Annotated in this window: 15 protein-coding genes; 8 read left to right on the top strand and 7 right to left on the bottom strand. The window is 70.2% G+C overall.

Features of this window, described 5'->3' with window-relative positions:
- Nucleotides 1-65: 65 nt before the first annotated feature.
- The 5 genes from AC07VS_RS10430 to AC07VS_RS10410 are packed head-to-tail and all read left to right on the top strand — an operon-like array spanning nt 66 to nt 3,619.
- The gene (locus tag AC07VS_RS10430; protein ID WP_494750909.1) at nt 66-1,181 is read left to right on the top strand and encodes an aminoglycoside phosphotransferase family protein; all 1,116 of its coding nucleotides are present in this window, start codon (nt 66-68) and stop codon (nt 1,179-1,181) included.
- Nucleotides 1,182-1,183: 2 nt separating this feature from the next.
- The gene (locus tag AC07VS_RS10425) at nt 1,184-1,912 is read left to right on the top strand and encodes a 16S rRNA (uracil(1498)-N(3))-methyltransferase (RefSeq protein WP_492348531.1); all 729 of its coding nucleotides are present in this window, start codon (nt 1,184-1,186) and stop codon (nt 1,910-1,912) included.
- Nucleotides 1,913-1,920: 8 nt separating this feature from the next.
- Entirely contained in the window at nt 1,921-2,418 is a 498-nt protein-coding gene (locus AC07VS_RS10420) for a hypothetical protein (protein ID WP_494750908.1), read from the top strand.
- Nucleotides 2,419-2,467: 49 nt separating this feature from the next.
- The gene (locus AC07VS_RS10415) at nt 2,468-3,433 is read left to right on the top strand and encodes a hypothetical protein (protein WP_494750907.1); all 966 of its coding nucleotides are present in this window, start codon (nt 2,468-2,470) and stop codon (nt 3,431-3,433) included.
- Nucleotides 3,434-3,436: 3 nt separating this feature from the next.
- On the top strand, nt 3,437-3,619 hold the full coding sequence (locus tag AC07VS_RS10410; protein WP_494750906.1) for a hypothetical protein: 183 nt from the start codon (nt 3,437-3,439) through the stop codon (nt 3,617-3,619).
- 15 nt (nt 3,620-3,634) lie between these two features.
- Here AC07VS_RS10410 and AC07VS_RS10405 read toward each other — a convergent pair whose 3' ends face one another.
- Nucleotides 3,635-5,068 carry a cytochrome P450 gene (locus tag AC07VS_RS10405; RefSeq protein WP_494750905.1) on the bottom strand — a complete coding sequence of 478 codons (1,434 nt, stop codon included), beginning with the start codon at nt 5,066-5,068 and terminating at the stop codon, nt 3,635-3,637.
- 99 nt (nt 5,069-5,167) lie between these two features.
- On the opposite strand from AC07VS_RS10405, the gene AC07VS_RS10400 reads away from it, so the two are divergent.
- Complete coding sequence (locus AC07VS_RS10400) at nt 5,168-6,049, top strand: AraC family transcriptional regulator (protein WP_492348536.1); 882 nt, start codon at nt 5,168-5,170, stop codon at nt 6,047-6,049.
- 18 nt (nt 6,050-6,067) lie between these two features.
- Here the strand turns inward: AC07VS_RS10400 and AC07VS_RS10395 are convergent, their stop codons facing one another.
- From AC07VS_RS10395 to AC07VS_RS10385, 3 genes are all read right to left on the bottom strand, one after another.
- Nucleotides 6,068-6,796 (bottom strand): hypothetical protein, encoded by a 729-nt coding sequence (locus AC07VS_RS10395; protein ID WP_492348537.1) that lies wholly within the window; start codon nt 6,794-6,796, stop codon nt 6,068-6,070.
- A 95-nt stretch (nt 6,797-6,891) separates the two neighbouring features.
- A complete protein-coding gene (locus AC07VS_RS10390; RefSeq protein WP_492348538.1) occupies nt 6,892-8,586 on the bottom strand; it encodes a thiamine pyrophosphate-binding protein in 1,695 nt (564 codons plus the stop codon).
- A gap of 18 nt (nt 8,587-8,604) precedes the next feature.
- Entirely contained in the window at nt 8,605-9,540 is a 936-nt protein-coding gene (locus AC07VS_RS10385) for an amino acid ABC transporter substrate-binding protein (protein WP_494750904.1), read from the bottom strand.
- 191 nt (nt 9,541-9,731) lie between these two features.
- Here AC07VS_RS10385 and AC07VS_RS10380 point away from each other — a divergent pair, with 191 nt between their 5' ends.
- Together AC07VS_RS10380 and AC07VS_RS10375 are read left to right on the top strand one after the other, a co-directional pair.
- A complete protein-coding gene (locus AC07VS_RS10380; protein WP_492348540.1) occupies nt 9,732-10,631 on the top strand; it encodes a LysR substrate-binding domain-containing protein in 900 nt (299 codons plus the stop codon).
- A 62-nt stretch (nt 10,632-10,693) separates the two neighbouring features.
- A complete protein-coding gene (locus AC07VS_RS10375) occupies nt 10,694-11,875 on the top strand; it encodes an MFS transporter (protein ID WP_492348541.1) in 1,182 nt (393 codons plus the stop codon).
- Here AC07VS_RS10375 and AC07VS_RS10370 read toward each other — a convergent pair whose 3' ends face one another.
- The 3 genes from AC07VS_RS10370 to AC07VS_RS10360 all read right to left on the bottom strand — a co-directional run bounded on the left by AC07VS_RS10370 (nt 11,876) and on the right by AC07VS_RS10360 (nt 15,399).
- Entirely contained in the window at nt 11,876-12,730 is an 855-nt protein-coding gene (locus AC07VS_RS10370; protein ID WP_494750903.1) for an alpha/beta hydrolase, read from the bottom strand.
- 32 nt (nt 12,731-12,762) lie between these two features.
- Complete coding sequence (locus AC07VS_RS10365) at nt 12,763-14,238, bottom strand: M20 family metallopeptidase (protein ID WP_494655807.1); 1,476 nt, start codon at nt 14,236-14,238, stop codon at nt 12,763-12,765.
- Nucleotides 14,239-14,358: 120 nt separating this feature from the next.
- Entirely contained in the window at nt 14,359-15,399 is a 1,041-nt protein-coding gene (locus AC07VS_RS10360) for a helix-turn-helix domain-containing protein (RefSeq protein WP_492348544.1), read from the bottom strand.
- Nucleotides 15,400-15,588 lie beyond the last annotated feature (189 nt).

The raw sequence follows: 15,588 nt of genomic DNA, 5'->3' as shown, positions 1-15,588 counted from the left end.
GGGGGGAGAGGCAGGCAGGGTCAGCCCGAATCAGACCGGGCCGGGTTTGTAGAATTCGATTATCCATGACCCAGCCTGTGCCCAACTCCCCCGCCGCCAACACCCCTGCCCCGGTGATCTGGTCTGACCCGGCCCGCGAAGCCGCCTTTCACCCATGGCTGAGTGCCGTGGCCCCGCGCCACGGCCTGATGCCGGCCAGCCTGAGCCTGGCCTCGGCCGACGCCAGCTTCCGCCGCTACCTGCGGGTGCAGGGCAGCGCCGGCCCGCGCATCGTGATGGACGCGCCCCCCGACAAGGAGAACTGCGCACCCTTCGTGCAGGTGGCCGCACTGATGGCCGAAGCCGGCCTGAACGTGCCCCAGGTGCTCGAATGGGACCCGTCCAACGGCTTCATGCTGCTCAGCGACCTGGGCCAGCACACCATGATGAGCGTGCTGGACGCCGCCCAGCCCCAGGCCGCCGCGCCGCTGTACGACCAGGCCACCAGCCTGCTGGTGCGCTGGCAGCAGGCCTCGCGCCCCGATGTGCTGCCCGCCTACGACGAAGCCCTGCTGCAGCGCGAGTTGTCGCTGTTCCCCGACTGGTACCTGGCTCAGCACCGTCAGTTTGGCCTGGACGACACCCAACGCGCCATGCTGAGCAAGACCTTCGACACCATCGTGCGGCACAACCTGGCCGCCCCCAAGGTCTATGTGCACCGCGACTTCATGGCGCGCAACCTGATGCTCGGGCTGCCCGATGCCCAGGGCGTGGCCGGTCCGCTGGGCGTGCTCGACTTCCAGGATGCGGTCTACGGCCCCATCACCTACGACATCGCCAGCCTGATGCGCGATGCCTTCCTGACCTGGGAGGAAGACTTCGTGCTCGATGTCACCGTGCGCTACTGGCAAAAGGCCCGCAAGGTCGGCCTGATGGATTTCGAAGACTGGCACAGCGACTTCGGCAGCTTCTACCGCAGCGTGGAATGGATGGGCCTGCAACGCCACCTCAAGGTGGCCGGCATTTTTGCCCGCCTGACCCTGCGCGACGGCAAGCCGCGCTACCTGGCCGATGCGCCGCGCTTCATCCACTACATCCGGTCCACCGCCAGCCGTTATCGTGAACTGGGCCCGCTGCTGCGCTTCATCGACCAGGTGGAAAACCTGCAGGTGCTGACCGGCTTCGCCTACGGGCGGATGTGAGCATGCCGCGCTTCCATTGCCCCAGCGCGCTGCACAGCGGCGCCACCCTGAGCCTGCCGGCCGCCACGGCGCGCCATGTGCAGGTGCTGCGCCTGCAACCCGGCGGGGTCATCACCCTGTTCAACGGCGAAGGCGGCGAATTCGAGGCCACCGTGACGCGCATGGGTCGCTCCGACGTCGAGGTCGAGGTGGGGGCCCACCACGCCATCGAGCGCGAACTGGCCCGGGCGGTGCACCTGGTGGTGGCCATGCCCGCCAACGACCGCATGGACTGGCTGGTCGAGAAAGCCACCGAGCTGGGCGCTGCCAGCCTGACCCCGGTGATGAGTGCCCACAGCGTGCTGCGCCTCAAGGGCGAGCGGGCCGACAAGAAGGTGGCGCACTGGCAGGCCGTGGCCGTGGGCGCCTGCGAGCAATGCGGGCGCAACCGCGTGCCCCTGATCCACCCGGTGACCGAGCTGGCCGACTGGCTGCGCCGCCACCCGGCCCCAGTGGCAGCGCCCGATGACGCCCGCCTGCTGTTGTCGTTGCGCGAGGGCAGCCTGCCGCTGCACCATCGCCTGGCCCGGCAAAGCGGGGCCCTGACCCTGCTGAATGGCCCCGAAGGCGGGCTGCAGGTCGAAGAAGAAGACGCCGCCGTGGCCGCTGGTTTCCTGCCCACCGGCCTGGGTGCGCGCGTGCTGCGCGCCGAAACCGCGCCGCTGGCCGTGCTGGCCCAGGTGGGTGACTGAAAGTGAATGTGCTGTCATTGCAAGACCTGGCCCTGCCCGACCTGAACCTGCCCGCCACACCTGCCACACCCGCCAGCCGCCAGCCCCTCCCAGGCCCCGATCGCGCGGCCGCCGAACCCTGCCTGGGCGACTACTTCCGGCACCCGGAACAAGCCCCCGGCTCGCCCTGGCTGGATCGCAACGAGTCGCCCTCGGCCCTGATCGATGCCCTGCGCGGCCTGTTCCACGGGCCAGCGGGTCTGGTCCGGCTGCGCCTGTGGATGTTCATGACCCTGGCCGAGCACCCCGGCGCGTGGTTCAACCGCACCGAGGTCGACGCCCTGTGGCAGGCCCTGCGCCCCGATGCGCTGGGCACGGCAAAGAGCGTGCTGCAGCGCTTTCGCGACACCGGCCTGCTGGCCTGGGACGACGGCCTGCAGCAGGGCCGGCTCACCCCTCTGGCCCGGCAACTGGCCAGCACGCTGATCCCCCTGGCCGGCGGCGGTGTCACGCCGGCAGGCCACTGAGGCCGGACACAGGCCGGGTTCGCCATTCCCCACTGCAAGGAGCCGTTCCATGTCAGGTTTTCACGATGGCAACGAGCTGGACGCCCGGGCCTGGCCCACGGCCCCGACCCCCGAGGTGGATTTCTTCCCGCCCCCACCACCGTCCCCGCCCGAGCCGCCCCTGCTGGGCGTCTACACCGACCCGAACCTGCAGTTCCGCGCCGGGGTGATGCCGGGCACACCCACCCTCCAGGCCATGACCGCCATGGACGGCGTGCTGCAACGCGAGTCCTGGGCGGCAGAAGAGGCCCGGCGCCAGGCCGAGCGTGCCAACACCCGTCCCAGCGCCAGCCCCGCCAGCCTGCCGCCCCGCAGCGCCCCCCGGCCCAGGCCAGCCCCCGCCCCGGCAGCCGCGCCCCAACCCCAGGCCTATGACCTGTGCTGCCAAAGCACCCGGCAAGGCCTGCAGGCGCTGCAGGAACAGCTGCAGGATCGGCGCGCCGAGCGCCGCCAGGGGGCCCGCCGCACGGCCCGCCTGGGCGCGGGCCTGTTCGGCCTGGCCGTGGTGTGGATGCTGCTGGCCCCGGCGCTGGCCGGGCTGTTCAGCGGACTGCTGCGCCACCAGGGCGTGCTGCTCATCCTGGGTTGGGTGCTGATGGGACTGGCCGCCGCCTTCGGGCTGCGGGCCCTGTGGCAAGGCCTGCGTCGCAGCCCGGCCGAGCAGGCCACCGCCACCGTGCTGGCCTGCTGGCAGCAGGTGCTGCCCGACAGCGAGGCCCTGCTGGGCACCGATCAGGCGGAGGCCTTGTGCGTGGCAGCCCAGTTGCGTGGCGTGCGGCTGCAAGTGCGCTTTTTCAAGTGGCAGGTGCCCGCCCACCGCGTGCACACGCCACCGCCCGGGCAGAACTGCTTTGTGCTCGAATCCGAGCACTGCGGCCTGGGCCTGGCCCCTGCCCCTCAGCACGCCAGCCAAGTGAGCCGCCATCCGCGCGAAAGCATGGCCAACCGCGCCTTTCGCATGCTGGAGGGCGACTGAACCATGAGCCCCGACACGCCGCAAACACCCCACCCACCGGAAACCGCCACCCCGGCGACTGAACCCGACTGGGACACCCTGCTCGAAAGCCCGGCCAGCCAGGCCCTGCTGGAGCGGCTGATCACCGAGGCTCAGGCCGAGATCGAATCGCTGCCGGCCCCGGACCAGCCCCAGCCGCCCCGCTGAGTTGCCCCGCGCGCATCATCCGCCAGGGTGGCGCACCTGCAACAGCAGTTGCACCGGCCCGTCGGGGCGCAGGGTCACATTCATCTTCGGCAAGGCCGCTGGGGCCGGCTCGGGCAGCACCAGGCGAAAGCGCTGCAGCAGCATGGCCGCCACCACGGTCATCTCCAGCAGGGCGAAATGCTGCCCGATGCAGACCCGCGGCCCCACACCGAACGGTATCCACGCGCCACGCACCGGTGGCTCGGCCTCGGGCAGAAAGCGCTCGGGGCGAAAAGCCTCGGGCTCGCTGAACCAGCGCGGGTCATGGTGCAGCACCCAGGGCGTGATGCGCAGCACCGCCCCGCGGGGAATCTGCCGGCCGCCCAGCCGGATGTCGCGCACGGTGCGACGGCTCATCAGTGCGGCCACCGGCGGGTACAGGCGCAGGGCCTCCTTCAGGCTGGCGCCCAGCCAGGGCAGGGCAGGCAAGTCTTGGGGGCCGGGCAGGCGGCCTTGCAGCACCTGGTCCACCTCGGTGTGCAGACGTTGCGCCACCTCGGGGTGGCGCGCCAGCAACAGGCTCCACCACAGCAAGGCAGTGGCCGAGGTCTCGTGACCGGCCTGGAAGCTGACCATGCACTGGTCAAACACCTCGGCCGGGCTGAGCGCACTGCCATCGCTTTCGTCGCGCGCCGCCAGCAGGCGGGCCAGCAGGTCATCGTGCCGGTCGGGTTGGGCCTGGCCTCGGCGGGCCTCGATGTGCCGACCGATCAACCCGCGCAGCGTGCGCAGGGCCTGGCGTTTGGCACGCTTGCCCGGCAGCGGCCACCAGTCGGGCAAGGTCATGGGGTGGAACATTTCCCGCATCGCGGTCTCGCTCAGGGTCTGGGTGGCCCGGCTGGCACTTTGCACCTCGTCGGCACTGGCCCGGTGGCTGAACAGGGTGCGCAGGATCACGTCCATGGTCAGGCGTGAGAACAAGGCCTCCATCGCCACCAGGCCCTGGCGCTGGCCCGGGGGCAAGGCCTGCGCCAGGGTTTCTTCTGCGGCTTCGCACATCAGCCCGGCATAGCCGGCCACCCGCTTGGGGCTGAAGGCCGGCATCAGCAGGCGGCGCTGGCGCTGCCAGAGCGAGCCCTCGGTGACCAGCACGCTGCGCCCGAACACCTGCTCGAACACCTCGATGCCGCGCTCCCAGCGGATCAGGTGCTCGGCGTTGTCGACCAGGGCCTCGCGCACCAGCTCGGGGCTGAGCAGGTCGTAGGCACGCTCGTGCACGATGCGCATCAGCGTGAGGTCGCCATGCTCTCGCTGCAACCCGGTGACAAAGCCCAGGTAGTCGCGGCGCAGGGCGCGCAACTGAGGCAGGCCCAGCCAGCGGGTGGACGGCCCCGGGGGATCGGTCGCCCGGCCGCCGCCCCTCGGATCAGGGGAGGGTGTGGGATGGAGAATGGCGTTTTGGCGGTTCATGCCCAGGAGCGTGCGCGCCCTGCCCCCAGGGGTATAGAACAAACTCGACATCGCAGGGCCATTGGCGGCCAGGGAGCGCGGCCGAACTAGACTCTGCCCATGCTGCCAACTGCCTCTTTGCTGGGTGCACCAACCCGCCTGTACCTGCCCAGGGCCTCGCTGGTGGCCTGTGTTCGCGGCACCATGGTTCGCAGCACCCTGGGCCTGGATTGGAGCGATGAACAGCGCTTCAGCCACTTCCCGGCCACGCCTTTGTGCAGTGTGGGATGGATGTTCGAAGGCGACGGCGAGTTGCTGGCTCGGGGCGCACCGGCCGCGCTGACCTCGCCACGACGCCGCTATGAATCACGCCTGATGTTCAGCGGCCCGCAGACGGCCCCCTCGATCACCTGGAGCCCCGGGCCGGCCGCCGGCATGATGCTGATGATCATGCCCGACGCCCTGCAAAGCCTGACCGGCCTGGACGTGGGTGCCTGGGTGGACCGCATCGGGCCCCTGAGCGAGGCCCTGCCCGCCGACTGGGTGGCCATGGCCGAAGCCGTGCTGGCCCTGCCCGATGACGCCGGCCGCGTGGCCTGCGCAGAGGACTTCATCGAGCCCCGCTGGCAGGCCGTGCGCCCGCGATGGCCGCTGCAGGCCCAGCGCTACCAGGACTGGGCCCAGTCGATGGCGCTGCGCGCTGCCACCTCCTCGGTGGGGCGCAGCCTGCGCCAGGTGGAGCGCCGCATCAAGCAATGGGCCGGCCAGCCGATGCGGGAGTTGCGTGGCTTCGGTCGCTCCGAACGCGCCTTCTTCATGGCCCTGGCCGAGGCCGAAGAAGGCCGGCGCCCACGCTGGGCCGAACTGGCTGAGGCGAGCGGCTATGCCGATCAATCGCACCTGTGCCGCGAAACGCGCCGGGTGACCGGCTTTGCCCCCGACGATCTGATGCAGCGCCTGGCCCGCGATGAGGGCTTCTGGAGCTACCGGCTCTGGCAGTGAGCCCTGGGCCCGCCCGCCTCAGGGCATGGGCAGGCAGTGCAAGCGGGCCTCGCGCCGCGCCGCCGTGGCCGGGCCCAGCCCCTGCAGCACCACGCTGTCGAGCTCGGGCAGGTAGACCACGCTGGCCGGCCCGAGCACGGTGTAGCGCGGGCTGTCCTTCAGGTGCTCCTCGAACACCGCCTGCACGCCGCTGAGCACGTGCTCGATCACCAGGCGACGGCGCCCGGTGTAGAGGCGCTCGACTTTTTGCTCGGCCTTGTGCGCCCCCCTTTGCTCACTCTTTTGCTCACTCTTTTGTCCGGTGCGCACCGGGGCCAGGCGGGTCTGGCCCTCAAAGCTCAGGCGCAGGCGCAAGGCGCCGTCGTGGCTCAGGCACTGGCCTTCCAGGCCACTGAGGCAACGCGGGGGCAGGGCCAGTTCCTCATCGGGCAGGGGGTGCAGTTCGGGCTCTTGCAGGCGCTCAGGCGATTGGGCCTTGAGTCGGGGGCAAGCCCGGCCCCCGGGGTCGCTCTCCAGGGCCCACAAATGCGTCGGGGCCGCGGCTGGGGCCACGCCACCGGCCTGTGCCGCGCTGGCCAGAAAGTACTGCCCTTGATCGCTGCGCCACCAATGCCAGGCGGAGACGCCCGCCCCCAGCGGCTCAGGCCCGGTCATGGCACGCACTGGCCAGGGGCCGCGCACGGCCTCCAGGGCCCACGAAGCAGGAAGGAACAGGCCCAGCAGGGCCAGCGCAAACACGACACGCATCAGGCGATCCGGGGTAAGACAGGCCCCGCAGTTTAGGGCCTGCTGCCAGGGCCTGACGCGCCGGCCCCCTCCTCAGCCCCTTGCCCAAGCCGATGTCAGCGCCGTGCCAGTGCCGCCTCGCGCAGCCCCTGCAGGGTGCCTGCGGGGGTGATGGCCTCGGGGTCGAGCAGGCAGTGCAGGATGGCCGGCAGGCCACTGGCCCGGGCCCGCGCCAGGGCGGGGGCGAAGTCCTCGGTGCGCTCGACCCGCTCGCCATGGCCGCCGAAAGCCTGCGCATAGGCGCGGAAATCGGGGTTCTTCAAGGCGGTGCCACTGACGCGACCCGGGTACTCACGCTCCTGATGCATGCGGATGGTGCCGTACATGGCGTTGTCCAGCAGCACCACGATCAGGGGCAGGCCGTACTGCACCGCCGTGGCGAACTCCTGGCCGTGCATCATGAAGTCGCCGTCGCCGGCAAACACCACCACCTCGCGCTGCGGCCACAGGCGCTTGGCACCCACGCCGGCCGGCAGGCCATAGCCCATGGAGCCGCTGGTGGGCGCCAGCTGGCTGGCGAAGTGGCGGAAGGGCCAGAAGCGGTGCACCCAGGTGGCGAAATTGCCTGCGCCGTTGCAGAAGATGCTGTCGGCCGGCAGCGCCTCACGCAGGTGCTGCATCACCGCGCCCATCTGCAACGGGCCAGGGATGCGGATGGGTGCCGGATCGCTCCAGCGCAGGTAATCGGCATGGGCCTCGTCAGCCCGGGCCCGGTCTGGCACGGGCGACGGCAGCGGCAGCTGCGCCAGCGCAGCCGCCAGGGCCTGCGGCGTGGCGTGGATGGCCAGCTCGGGGCGGTACAGGCGGCCCAGCTCGTCGGCATCGGCATGCACATGCACCAGCGGCTGGCCGGGGTTGGGGATGCCGAGCAGCTCATAGCCTTGCGAGGGCACCTCGGACAGGCGCCCCCCCACCAGCACGATCAGATCGGCCTCGCGGATGCGGGCCAACAGGCGCGGGTTGACGCCCAGACCCAGGTCGCCCGCATAGCAGGGGTGTTCGGCACTGAACAGCATCTGGCGCCGGAACGAACAGGCCACGGGCAGCGCGTGGGCCAGGGCAAAGGCCTCGAACTGGCGCGCCGCCTCGGCCGACCAGCGCGAGCCGCCCACGATGGCGATGGGCCGCTGGGCGGCCTGCAGGCGCTGCTGCAGCGTGGCCAGTTCGGCCGGCCCCGGGTGCGTCTCGGGCACGGCAAAGGGCTGGGCATCAGCCACGCTCGCGGCCTGGGTCAGCATGTCTTCGGGCAAGGCCACCACCACCGGGCCGGGCCGGCCCGAGGTGGCCACCTGGAAGGCGCGCGCCACCAGCTCGGGCACCCGGGCCGGGTCGTCGATCTGCACCACCCACTTGCTCATGGTGCCGAACACGGCGGCGTAATCGAGCTCCTGGAAGGCCTCGCGCCCCATCGCGCCGCGCGCCACCTGGCCCACGAAAAGAATCAGGGGCGTGGAGTCCTGGTGCGCGATGTGGATGCCGGCGGCCGCATTGGTGGCCCCCGGCCCCCGCGTGACAAAGCAGATGCCGGGTCGGCCGGTGAGCTTGCCCTGGGCCTCGGCCATCATGGCCGCGCCGCCCTCCTGCCGGCACACGGTCACCGCGATGTCGGCGTCGTGCAAGGCATCGAGCACGGCCAGGTAGCTTTCGCCGGGCACGCAGAAAAGCTGCTGCACCCCGTGGGCCAGCAACTGGTCCACCAGGATCTGGCCCCCGGTGCGGGCGTTCGGGGAAGAAGGAATGGCGTGTGTCATGGTCAGGAGCACCGCCGCTCAGCGCGCGGCGTAACTTTCAAGAGGCAGGTCATTGGGGTTGGCAATGAGTTGGCGCAGGGCCGTGCTCATGGACAGGTTCAGCGGCGTCTGGCGTGGCGGAATCGGCTCCAGGAACCACTTGGCGTACAGGCGATCCAGTTCGCCTGATTTCATCAGGGCCCGGATCGCGCCGTCCACCGCCGTCTTGAAGGCCGGGTCGTCCTTGCGGAACAGCAGGGCGATGGGCTCGGAGCCCAGTGGCTCGCCCACGATGCGCCAGGCCTGGGGCGTCTTGGAATTGGCAATGATGCCGGCCAGCAGGTTGTCATCGAGCACAAAGGCATCGGCCCGGCCCGACTCCAGGATCAGAAAGCTCTCCAGGTGGTCCTTGCCGAGCGAGGTCTTGAGCGTGAGGTTCTGCGCGCGCTCCAGTTTGCGCAGCAACTGGACCGCCGTGGTGCCGGTGGTGGCCGCCACGGTGCGGCCAGCCAGCTGGGCCACCGAGGTGATGCCCGAGTCGGCGCGCACCGCCATGCGCACCTCGCTGACATAGGTGGTCAGGGCGAAGGCCACCTGCTGCTGTCGCGCCAGGTTGTTGGTGGTGGGGCCGCAGCCGATGTCAACCGTGCCGTTGCTCACCAGCGGCAGCGTGTTCTGGGCCGTCAGGGCCATGTACTCCAGCCGGGCCTTGGGCACGATGTCCTTCAACACACGCTCGCACAGCTCGACGTGGTAGCCCACAAAACGCTCGTTGGCCCCCAACGCATAGGCCATGGGTGGCGAGGCTTCGCGCACCCCCAGCACCACCTTGCCGCTGGTTCGGATCTTGTCCAGCGTGCCCTCAGCCGGTGCGGGGGTCTGGGCCTGCGCCAGCAGGGCGCCAGTGGCCAGCACCAGACTCAAGGACCTGCTCAGGGATCTGGCCAGCCAGGCCGGGAAACCGCTCGATGTCATGGGCGTGCTCCTTTGGGGGTGAGGCCGTCTGACGCGGCCGTTGGGTTACAAAACGTTCAATATCAGCCAAAGACGAGACTTGCGATACCGATAAATCCTCAGCACTTGATTCCCATTGCTCATCAAGTAGCCCCCAAGCCCGGTTTGGCCTGGGTTATCGTGTGGCCTGCCTCATGACGTGAAGACATCACATGCTGCGCCGCAACCTGCTGCCCCCCATCCCCGGCCTGCTGGCCTTTGAAGCCGCGGCGCGCCACGGCAGCATCTCGCGCGCCGCCGCCGAGCTGCACCTGACCCAGGGCGCGGTGTCGCGCCAGATCCACCAGCTGGAGGAGCAACTGGGCCTGGCCCTGTTCCACCGCGTGCGCCAGCGGGTGGTGCTGACCGACCCGGGCCGCATCTATGCCGGCGAGCTGCGCCCTCTGCTGCGCCAGCTCAGCGACACCACCCAGAAGGTGATGGGCTTTGCCGGCGACGGCGGGGTGCTGAACCTGGCCGTGCTGCCCACTTTCGGCACCCGCTGGTTGACCCCGCGGCTGGGCCGCTTCATGGCCCAGCACCCGCAGGCCAGCCTGAACCTGGCCACCCGCACCGAACCCTTTGACTTTGCCAGCGAGCCCTTTGACGCCGCCATCCATTTCGGCGCGCCGCACTGGGCCGGCGCCACCTGCTACCCCCTGATGCGCGAAGAGGTGGTGGCCCTGAGCAGCCCGGCCTACCAGCGCGAGCAGGGCCTGCGTCGCGTGGCCGATCTGGCGCGCGCCGTGCGCCTGCAACAGACCACCCGCCCCACACTGTGGGCCGACTGGTTTTCGGCGGCCGGCCACCCGGTGGCCCAGGCGGCGCGCGGGCCGCGCTTCGAACAGTTCTCGATGATTGCCCAGGCCGCCGTGCATGGCCTGGGGGCGGCGCTGCTGCCGCGCTTTCTGGTGCAGGAGGAGATCGACAGCGGCGCCCTGGTGCCCTTGCCAGGCCCGCACCTGCAAGGGCCTGATGCCTACCACCTGGTGGTGCCCGATGCGCGCGCCGAAACCCCGCTGGTCCAGGCCCTGCGCGACTGGCTGCTGGCGGAGTGCGCGGGCAAGCCCTGAGTCTTCTCAAGAGGGCAGCGGGATACGATAGGCGGTTTGCCTTTCGCCCCCCGGAGTCGTCCATGAATCGCCACCTGTTGCTGCTGACGCTGTGTCAGGGCCTGTTCCTGACCAACAACGTGGTGTTCATTGCCATCAACGGCCTGGTCGGGCTGAGCCTGGCCCCCGTGAGCTGGATGGCCACCCTGCCGGTGATGGGCTATGTGGTGGGCGGCGCCTTGTCCACCGCCCTGGTGGCCCGCTCGCAGACCCGATTCGGGCGTCGGGGCTCGTTCCAGATCGGGCTGGCGGTGGCGTTTGTGTCGGCGCTGACCTGCCTGGTGGCGGCGCTCACCCGGCAGTTCTGGCTGCTGTGCGGGGCCACCCTGGTGGCGGGCTATTACAGCGCCAATGGCCAGTTGTACCGCTTTGCAGCCGCCGAATTGGCCGCCCCCGCGTTCCGCGAAAAGGCGGTGTCGCTGGTGCTGGCCGGCGGACTGATCGGTGCCGTGGCCGGGCCCAACCTGGCCAAGTACACACGCGACCTGGGTGCCGTGCCGTTTGCCGGGGCCTATGCAGCGCTGATGGGGGTGGCCTTGCTGGCCATGGCCTGCATGTCGCTGATCCGCTTTCCTGAAACGGCCCGGCCCGGACAGGGCAGATCGGCCCCGGTCGGGCGACCGCTGGGCGAGATCATGCGTCAGCCCGTGTTTGTGGTGGCGGCCCTGAGCGCGGCACTGGGCTACGGCGTGATGAACCTGCTGATGGCCGCCACCCCGCTGGCCATGCAGGTGTGCGGTCTGGGTTTTGACGATGCAGCCGTGGTGCTGGAGTGGCACGTGGTGGGCATGTTTGCCCCGGGCTTCGTCACCGGCCACCTGATCAAGCGCTATGGGCCTTTGCCGGTGATGGGGGTGGGCGTGCTGCTGAACGCGGCCTGCGTGATGGTGGCCCTGAGCGGAGTGGAGCTGCAGCAGTTCCTGGTGGCGCTGTTCCTGCTCGGCCTGGGCTGGAACCTACTGTTCACCGGCGCCACCACGCTGGCCATGCGCGCCTACCGGCCCGAAGAAAAAGACCGGGCCCAGGCGGCGATCAATTTCTGTGTGTTCGGCACCATGGCCTTCACGGCCTTTGCCTCGGGTGCTCTGGTGACCACCCAGGGCTGGAGCCTGCTCAACCTGGGCTCGCTGCTGCCGGTGCTGCTGACGGGCCTGGGCCTGGGCTGGCTGGGCTGGCAACAACGGCGCAGCCTGGCCAGGGCCTGATCAGGCCGGCAGTGGCGCGAAGTGCTTGTCGAGCCAGGCCTGCAGGCAGGCCAGCACCGGGGCGGGATCCAACTCGTTGAAAAGCTCGTGGTAGAGCGCCGGGAACTCAGCGCTTTCGACGCACGAGGGAGCGGCGGCGGCAAAGGCCCGACTGCCTGCGGGCGCCACCAGGCGATCATCGCCCGCGAACATCAGCAGGCTGGGCACGCGCCAGCGCGCCGCCTGGGCCACCACGGCCGGCCCCCCCCGGGCGATGAAGCTGGCCAGGCGCGCCGAGATGCGGTCGTGCACCAGCGGGTCGGCCAGATAGGCACGCACCACCTCGGGGTCGTGCGACAGGTATCGGGGCTGCAGGCCATTGCCCACACGCAGATGGGGCAGCCAGCGCGGCAACACGGCCAGCAGCAGCTTTTGCACCGGGCTGAGGCCGGCATCCAGGGCGGGCGAGGACAGCACCAGGCCATCGACCCGGCTCGCGTAGCGGGCCACGAACTGGGCCGCCACCAAGCCGCCCATGCTGTGGCCCAGCAGGATCAGCGGGGTGTCGCGCGGGTGCCGCACCCGGGTGCTCTCGACCAGATCGGCCAGATCGTCGATCAGCCGGGTGTCGCTGCTGAGGCCGCCGCGCGGGCCACCGGACTCGCCGTGGCCGTACTGGTCATAACCCCGCACCACCAAGCCCCAGCCATTGAGCTGGCGGGCCAGCGCGTCGTACCGGCCGGCGTGCTCACCCAGGCCGTGTACCAGCAGCACCACGGCGCGGGGCACGCGCCCCTCGGCCAGGGGCCAATCCTGCACCGCCAGGTTCTCGCCATCGGAGGCCGTGAAAGTGGACAGGGTCGAATCGGTGCTCATGGCGGGCCTGCGCGCGGATGGCCTGAACCGGCTCAGCCCGCCGCGGGGGCGGGCAGGCTCGCGATCACCTGAGCCACGGCGGCAGTGAGCTTCTTGGCGTAGGGCACATGCAGGAACTCGTTGGGGCCATGCGCGTTGCTCTTGGGGCCCAGCACGCCGCAAACCATCATCTGCGCCTGGGGGAAGCCCGCCGACAGCATGTTCATGAGCGGAATGGTGCCCCCCTGGCCGATGTAGCCGCACGAGGACCCAAAGTGCGCCTGCGAGGCCGAATTCAAGGCCTGTTCGAACCAGGGCGCCGTGTCGGGGGCATTCCAGCCGGTGGCGCCGCCATTGCTTTCGAAGGTGACCTTGGCCTGGTAGGGGGCGTTGTCTTCAAGCAGTTGCTTGAGTTCGGCCACGGCGCGGTCGGCCTGAACCAGGGGCGGCAGGCGCAAGCTGAGCTTGAACGCGGTGTAAGGACGCAGCACATTGCCGGCGTTCTGCAGGGTGGGAAAGCCATCGGCCCCGGTCACGCTCAGGGTCGGGGTCCAGGTGCGGGCCAGCAGGGCCTGCACCGGGTCGGTGGTGGTGGGCAGGGCGAAGGTACTGGCACCGCCACAGTCGTAGTGCGCCCAGGGGAAGCGCTTGTACAGCTCGTCGCCGAGGATGGCGGCGGTGGCCCGGGCCTGGGCCAGGCGTTCGGCGGGCACCTCGCAGTGGAAGCTGGCGGGCAGCAGGCGGCCGGTGGCGCTGTCTTCCAGGCGATCAAGCACCTGGCGCATGATGCGGAAGCTGGAGGGCACCAGGCCCGAGGCATCGCCCGAGTGCACGCCCTCGGTCAGGATCTCGACCTTCAGGGTACCGCTGGCCATGCCGCGCAGGCTGGTGGTGAGCCAGAGCTGGTCGTAATTGCCCGCGCCCGAGTCGAGGCAGATCACCAGGGCCACCTCGCCCAGGCGGGTGCGCAGGGCGTCGATGTAGGGCAGCAGGTCGTACGAGCCGCTTTCTTCGCAGGTCTCGATCAGGCCGACGATGCGGGGGTGGGGCGTGTTCTGGGCCTTCAGGGCCTGCACCGCAGCGATGCTGGCGTACACCGCATAGCCGTCATCAGCGCCGCCGCGGCCATACAGCTTGCCGTCTTCGTACTTGGGGGTCCAGGGGCCCAGATCGTTGCGCCAGCCGCTGAACTCGGGCTGTTTGTCCAGGTGCCCATACATCAGCACGGTCTGGCTGCTGTGGGCCTGGGTGGCGGCCACCTCGAAGAACAGCACCGGGGTGCGGCCTTCCAGGCGGATGATCTCCAGCGTGAGGCCTTCGACCTTCTGTGCCTCGACCCATTGCGCGGCATTGCGCAGCACGGTGTCGAGCAGGCCTTGCTGGGCCCAGTCGGCGGCGAAGGCCGGCGACTTGGCGGGAATGGCGATGTAGTCGGTGATCTGGCGCACCAGATCGCTGTCCCAACGCTGGCTGACCTCGGCCAGGGCCTGCTCGGGCTGGAAGACGGAAGAAGGAACACGGGCGTTCATGGGGCTCTCCTGGTTGCACGGTGCGCACGGCGCGAAGCCCGCGGCATGAGGCCGGGACCAGCACAGCGCCTTGATTTTGCCTCAGACCCAGCCGCCCCGCCGGGGCTTAGCTCAGGGCACTCAGCACGCCGCGCCGCGGCGCCGGGTTTCAGAGGGGAGCTCGCCGAACAAGGCCTTGTAGTCCTGCGAGAAGTGGCCCATGTGTGAAAACCCCCAGCAGGCCGCCACGGTCTGCACCGAGGCGTCGGCCGGCCCGGCCCGCAAGGCGCGCCGGCAGGCATTGAGGCGCACGGCCTTGAGGAACTCGGCCGGCGATTCGCCGAGCACGGCCTGGAAATGGTTTTGCAGCGTGCGCCGCGTCAGGTGCAGGCGCTGGCACAGCTCGTCCACGCCCAGGGCCTCGTGGCTGGGTTGCCGGGCCAGCTCGCGGGCGGCCATCACCAGGGCAAAGCGCCGCTGGGCTGCCGCTGGCCGGGGCGCGGCGCCCTCGGCCCCCGGACCGGCGCACAGCAGATGCAGCAACTGCTCAAGCCCGGCCTGCAGGGCCAGTCGGCCCCAGGGCAGGTCGACCTCGCCCGCCTGTCCGAGCTGCAGCAGTTGCTCAAAGGTCTGGCACAGGGCGGCATGCCGCTCTTCGCTCAGGGCGATGGCCTGGGCCGGGTGGGCCAGCCCCCGGGCCGCAGGGCCCAGACCGGCGGCCTCGGCCTGGGCTTGCAGCCAGTCCTGGTCGAGCACCACGCCATAGATGCCGAAATCGGGCGGGGTGCGCAGCTCGAAGCCCTCGCTGGCCCGCGCCCGCAACAAGGCACGCCCCTGGTCGGTGCGCTGGGCCTGCCCACAAAAGTGCAGGGGCTGCCGGCAATGGCGGTCGGCCAGGCCAAACCACACCGAGCCGGACCAGGGCGCGCATTGCTGGCTGGTCTGCCGCGAGGTGTGCTCATGGAACACCTGCAACCGCGGGCCATCGACCCACAGCTCACGCACCCGGCCCGAGAAACGCCCGCCCGAAAGCTGGTCGTACTGCTGCTGCCAGGCCGAAAGGAGGCCGGCGTGCTCGTCCACGTCGTCGCTGGTGCGCACGCGGTACTGCGGCAGGCCCATCGGCCCGCGGGTGGCCGGCGGCGAAAAGGCACGACCGGTAGAGGCCGAAGCAGGGTGCATGGGCAGTCGGACAGCAAAAAGTGATGGGGCCTCCAGTGCAGCAAGAAAAATGCCCGCGGGCAAGCTGCAGTGCAGCACCGGCGCGGGGCGGCACTGTCCCGAATCGGAAAAAATGCGCGCCGCTCCGGGCGGTTTTCCGATTCGGGATAGGACGCTGGCGTCGTCTTTGCTGCAATGGCAGGCAACGAC

It is taken from the genome of Curvibacter sp. GW821-FHT01G03 (assembly GCF_059422285.1).
The sequence above is the reverse complement of the archived record's forward strand: the minus strand, read 5'-3'. Positions and strand labels throughout refer to the sequence as shown.